The organism is uncultured Amnibacterium sp. (assembly GCF_964245895.1).
Classification (GTDB): domain Bacteria; phylum Actinomycetota; class Actinomycetes; order Actinomycetales; family Microbacteriaceae; genus Amnibacterium.
In genome coordinates this window covers 1-4,843 of record NZ_CAXTOQ010000209.1, presented here as the reverse complement: position 1 = coordinate 4,843, position 4,843 = coordinate 1, and the positions used below count along the sequence as shown (strand labels likewise).

General features: G+C 68.3%; 5 protein-coding genes and 1 pseudogene. All 6 read right to left on the bottom strand.

Translation table 11 applies throughout. The features are described from left to right. A pseudogene (locus ACFE60_RS17690) lies at window positions 1–1,120 on the bottom strand (hypothetical protein); the annotation flags it as partial. Window positions 1,121–1,131: 11 nt separating this feature from the next. After that, on the bottom strand, window positions 1,132–1,827 hold the full coding sequence (locus ACFE60_RS17685) for a type II secretion system protein J (RefSeq protein ID WP_375390172.1): 696 nt from the start codon (window positions 1,825–1,827) through the stop codon (window positions 1,132–1,134). Then, complete coding sequence (locus tag ACFE60_RS17680; RefSeq protein ID WP_375390171.1) at window positions 1,824–3,242, bottom strand: prepilin-type N-terminal cleavage/methylation domain-containing protein; 1,419 nt, start codon at window positions 3,240–3,242, stop codon at window positions 1,824–1,826. Before ACFE60_RS17680 ends, ACFE60_RS17685 begins: the two co-directional genes overlap by 4 nt. 78 nt (window positions 3,243–3,320) lie before the next feature. Then, window positions 3,321–3,740 carry a type II secretion system protein gene (locus tag ACFE60_RS17675; RefSeq protein ID WP_375390170.1) on the bottom strand — a complete coding sequence of 140 codons (420 nt, stop codon included), beginning with the start codon at window positions 3,738–3,740 and terminating at the stop codon, window positions 3,321–3,323. 307 nt (window positions 3,741–4,047) lie between these two features. Next, on the bottom strand, window positions 4,048–4,467 hold the full coding sequence (locus ACFE60_RS17670) for a type II secretion system protein (protein ID WP_375390169.1): 420 nt from the start codon (window positions 4,465–4,467) through the stop codon (window positions 4,048–4,050). A gap of 151 nt (window positions 4,468–4,618) precedes the next feature. Continuing rightward, on the bottom strand, window positions 4,619–4,843 hold a 225-nt coding region (locus tag ACFE60_RS17665; RefSeq protein ID WP_375390168.1), incomplete at its 5' end, for a type II secretion system F family protein.

The window sequence follows — 4,843 nt, the reverse complement described above, 5'->3', positions numbered from 1 at the left end:
CCGAGGTCGTCGCCGTGGTGTTCGCCGTGGCCGGGGTGTAGTTGACGTCAGCGGTCCCGATCGGGATGGACTGGACGTAGATGAGGTTGTTCGCGGGGACCGGTACGGTCGCGCCCTTGGTCGAATGCAGGTCCTTCAGCTGCCCGCAGGCGTTCGGCGCGGTTCCCGAGAGACCGTCCGCGGTGGTGACGGTCGCCTCGCTCCAGGGTGACACCACGGTCATCGTGCCGTTCGTGTTGAGGGTGATCTGCGTCGGACCCGTGTAGAGGCACCCTGGGTTGGTGGCGACGTCGGAGTAGGTCTGCGCGCGCATGGACGAGTTCGTCTCCGGCATCGACAGCACGGGCAGGTACGTCGCGACGCCGGCGTTGTAGTACGTCGTCGATGTGCACGTCGAGGGCCTGGCGACGATCGGCGAGGTCGTGCTGGAGGAGGTGACCGGGCCGTTGAACGTCGCGCCGCACGCCGTGATGGTGTCGTTGGAGCGCACCGGCCCCTGCAGCGTGTCGCGGGGGCCGAACTGGATCGTCGAGCAGGTCGTGGTGCTGCGAGCCGGGGTGCCCCAGAGGTATCGGTCGCAGGGGCCGGCGCCGGTGAGCTGCGGGTCCTGCGTCTCGAAGTTCGTGAAGTAGAGGTAGTTGATGAAGCCCTGCTGCTGGATGCTCGCGACGACGGTCTTCGTGAACGCTCCGAAGCGGCCGGTCGCCCGGATGCGCAGCAGGCCGCTCGTGCCGTAGAGCGAGTTGTCGACCTCGTAGCGGAAGGTCGCGCCGGTCGTGGAGCCGGGGACGGTCGACCAGGTCCCGGCCGCGCCGACGCCGAAGGCCGGGTTCGCGGGGGCGGGCTGCGTGAAGGTGCTGCGGCTGGAGAAGTCCGCGGCGGTGTTGCCGTACTGCGGATAGGTCGAGTCGGCATTGAGCTTCGCGATGTAGTCCTGCACACCGGCGTATGCCGCGTCGAGAGCGCGCGCCGAGCTCTGCGCAGCGCTCGCCTGCCGCAGGCCTGAACTCGCGCCCGTGAGCGCCGTCGCCAGGATGACGAGCATGATCGCGCTCAGGCAGACGACGGCGACGAGCGCCGCTCCCCCGTCGCGATCGCCGGCTGCCCGGCGACGCAGCATCGCTCGCAGCATCAGTTGCCTCCGGTGACGATCGCGATGTTCGGCATCGTGACCTTGTTGGTGAGCTTCACGGGGTCCGCGCCGGTGGACCGCGCGACGTCGACCGACACGTTCACGGTGACCGCGTTGACCTGGATCGCCTGCGCGGCCGTGAGCCCGCCGGACGACGGCACGACCTGCACCGGCGCGTCGTTCGGCCCCGTCCAGTAGACGAAGAGCGCGTCGGTACCCGTGCCTGCGGTGGAGATGGGGCCGTTCACCGCGCGTGTCGTCGATGCGCCGAACGCGAAGTAGCCGCTCGTCAGGGTCGACGCCTGCCGGCTCTCGATGAGGTTCCCGGCCGCGTTCACCGTGAAGGTGACCCGGGTCGGCGCGATCGAGGTCAGCCCGGGGGTGACAGCCGCGTCGACGTTCGAGTCGATAATCAGCGAGGTCGGGCTGGAACCCGCGACGACGGCGCCCTCCGTCGTGGAGGAGGACGTGGTGACGCGGACGCCCTGGCGGACCACGCGGGTGATCTCATCGGCGACGTTCCACGCGATCGCGGTGGCCGCCTTCGTGAGCTGCGCGTCGCTTACCGTGCGGGTGATCTGCACGAACATCGTGCCCATCAGGCTGAGCAGCAGCAGTCCGACGGTGCTCGCGACGATCAGCTCGACCATCGTGAGGCCGGCGTCCGCGTCCGCGATTCGGCGTCCGGTGCTCACGACGCAGGCCTCGGGTCGAGCGTGAGCGTGCTGCTCATCGGGTCGAAGGACGCCAGGACGCCGTTCACGGGGTCCGTCACCGGTGCGAGCCCGAGGAGCGCACCGATCGGCAGCAGCGTTCCGCCGCTGACGACGCTCGAGGACAGCTTGTACGAGCCGTACGGCAGCGCGAGCGTCACTGTGGCGCTGGTCGAGAACGTGGAGAACGTGAACGTCTGCGGGCTGTCGCACGCGGGCTGACCGTTCGTCGTCGAGCTCTGCGCGACGGCGGTGAGGTACAAGGGGGTCGTCGACCGGACCGTGAAGGTGCCCACCGGCACGGTCAGGCCCGGCGCTGCGGCGGTGGCGCCGGGATCGGCGGTCGCGGTGGATCCTCGAACTCCCGCCCCGACCTTCTTGCCGGCATAGGTGCCCGCCGGCCAAGCCGCCGGATCCTGAGCAGCGCAGGTGGTCCTTCCGGTGACCGGGTCGGCCTCGGCGCCTGCGATCGCGGTGTAGCCGGAGGCGTACGGGTAGAGGGAGACGGAGGACGGCGCCGCCGTCGAGCTCGACGACGCGTACGGGGACCCGATGCTGAGGAAGGTGACAGGAAGCTTCGTCGGGAGGACGGCGTTGGCCGGTCGGTACCCGACGGGGAAGGTCGCCGCCTGGTCGTAGGTGAAGTTGACCGGCGAGGTCGAGCCCGCGGTGACGGTCACGTTGCCCTGCAGGTCGGTGCTCGGCGCTGGGTTCTGCGAAGGATCGATCGAACCGTTCCGGCTGATCGAGACCCGGTAGGTGCCCGGCACGATGCCCAGCGCGTAGGTGCAGCCCTCGACATCGGTGGGGACGGGCTGGGTCTGCAGCGTGGTGGCCGAGGCGGAGACGGGGGTGATCGACACCGTCACGCCGGCTTCGCCGGTGCCGGCGGAGCCCCTGACCAGCACCGCGATCGAGCCGGTGGAGGCGTCGTTGATGCGGCCGTTCGGGGAGATCACCGTCTCGCTGGTCACCGGGTTCGTGGTCGGGAGCCGCCCGGACCAGTCGACCGCGACGCCGATGCTGCGGTAGTAGATGGTCTTCCCGCTGCCGCAGGAGATGTCCGAGCCGTCGACGGTCTTGAGCGAGGTCTTCTGGGTGGTCGTGTAGGTGCGGCCGGAGACGACCTGCTGCTTCGCGGGGAGCGTCTCGCCCGGACCGAAGGGATGGATCTCGAACGGATCGAGGATGCCGCGGTCGATGTCGAGCTGCTGCTCGGCCAGGTTCACGGCGATCTGGCGTGATCGGTTGTCCGCGGTCATGCGGATGACGAGCCCGGCGCCGGCCGAGATGCCGGTCGCGAGGAGCCCGAGGATCACCATCGCGACGACCACCTCGACAAGGCTGAAGCCCTCGTCGGTCCGCTTGGACCGGAGGGCTTCGAGGAGGCGGATCATCGCGGGTCCTTCGTCATGTGTTGCGGGGAACGGACGGTCCGGCCGGAGCGCTGAGCGCTCCGGCCGGACCCGAAGGGACTAGCAGACGCCGGCGGCGACCGGCGTGCTGTCCGTGACGTTGAACCCGTTGCCCGCGTTGCTCTTGCCGCTGATGCAGAACGTGGTGGCGGTGTTGCCGGACTTGATCGACGGCGTCAGCGCGCCGGTCCCGGTGTAGCCGCTCGACGCGTAGCCGTAGTTGGTCAGGTCGCTGATGCCGTTCGGCGGGACGACACCCTTGTCGGCGACGTACGCGATGTACGCGGTCTTCGCGTTGGTGAGGTCCGACTTGAGCGCGGAGTCCTTGGCGTTGTTCTGGACGCCGATGTACACCGGGATGGCGATCGCGGCGAGGATGCCGATGATGATCACGACGACGAGGAGCTCGATCAGCGTGAAGCCGGCCTCGCGGTCGTCGAGCTGCTCACGGCGGGCCTTGAGGGCGGTGGTGATGGACATGTGTGTTGGTTTCCCGTTTCAGGAGGTGGAGTGGAGTCATCCCGGTTCTGAATTCGAATCGGTGATAAGAGAAAGGTAAAGACGCGCGAATTGCTTTTGAATACCCCGAGTAGGGGTGTTCAGGCCGTTCAGTGGCCCCAGAGAGCGGGCCGCAGGATGTGCATGTCCTGCGGGAGCGGCGTGGCATCAGGATGCTGCGGGCGCCCTGCCCGACACGCGAGCGAAACACCCCCCGTTCGCGGCTCGCAACGACGAAGAGGCGGGCGGCTCCGGGGAGCCGCCCGCCTCTTCGTCGATGAGCTGCGGATCAGGTGCAGACGGTCGTGCTCGCCGCGCCGGTCTCCTTGATGTAGTAGACGGTGGCGGTATCGCTCGTCGCAGTGAGGCACAACGTGGCGGTCGTGCCGCTCACCATCGTGGGAGCGGCGCCCGAGCGGTACCCGCTCGCGGCGTAGCCGTAGTCCTTGAGGTCCGTGGCGAAAGAGGCCTTCACGGGCGCCTTCTGCTGGGCAGTCGCATACGCGAAGTAGGCCGTGCGGGCCGCGCCGAGGTCCGACCGGGCCTGCGCGTCCTTCGCGTTGTTCTGGACGCCGATGTACACGGGGATCGCGATCGCGGCGAGGATGCCGATGATGATCACGACGACGAGGAGCTCGATCAGCGTGAAGCCGGCCTCCCGCTCGCGCAGGAGCGCGCGCCGGGACTCGAGGGCGGTGGCGATGGACATGTCCGGTGGTCTTCCGTTCCGGGAGAGATGATCCGTGCACCCGGGAATCGGGCCATGAATAGAATATGAACGAATGCGTGAAACGCTTATACCCAGAAAGGGGAGGAACCGGCAGCGCCGATCCCTCCCCTGTCCGCTGGAACGCGAATGATCACTTCATCGTCGTGGCGATCGCGAAGATCGGCATGTACAGCGCGACGACCATGCCGCCGACCACCACGCCGAGCACGGTGATGAGCATCGGCTCGATGAGCGAGGTCAGGGCGTCCGCGGTCGCGTCGATCTCGGCGTCGTAGAAGTCGGCGACGCGGGCCAGCATCGTGTCGATCGAGCCGGACTCCTCACCGACCGACACCATCTGCACGACCATGCCGGG